The following is a 279-nucleotide window of genomic DNA, read 5'->3' on the forward strand; positions in this document are numbered from 1 at the left end:
CCGCTGACACCGCAAGCAAGGCAGCGAAGAAGGTCAACGAAGCTGTAGAGCGGCAGGCCCCATGAGCGCCCTGCTGAAGATTGTCCCGGCGTGGGTGTGGGTGGTGCTGGCAGCGCTGGCAGCCGTTGGTTATCTGGCGCAGCGACTGGATAGCGTGAAGGACGATCGATCAGCCATCACCGCCGAGCGCGACACTGCCAACGCCCGGGTGGATTCGCTCACCAACACGCTCCGCATTCAGCGCGAGATCACCAATGACATCAACCGAGTCTCCGACGA

At 62.7% G+C, this 279-nt stretch carries 1 protein-coding gene; it reads left to right on the top strand.

Annotated features, from left to right (window positions below):
* Positions 1-61: 61 nt before the first annotated feature.
* On the top strand, positions 62-279 hold a 218-nt coding region (locus AAEY83_RS14355), incomplete at its 3' end, for a hypothetical protein (RefSeq protein WP_351059892.1).

This window comes from Psychrobacter sp. TB20-MNA-CIBAN-0197, assembly GCF_040309765.1.
GTDB lineage: Bacteria > Pseudomonadota > Gammaproteobacteria > Pseudomonadales > Moraxellaceae > Psychrobacter > Psychrobacter submarinus.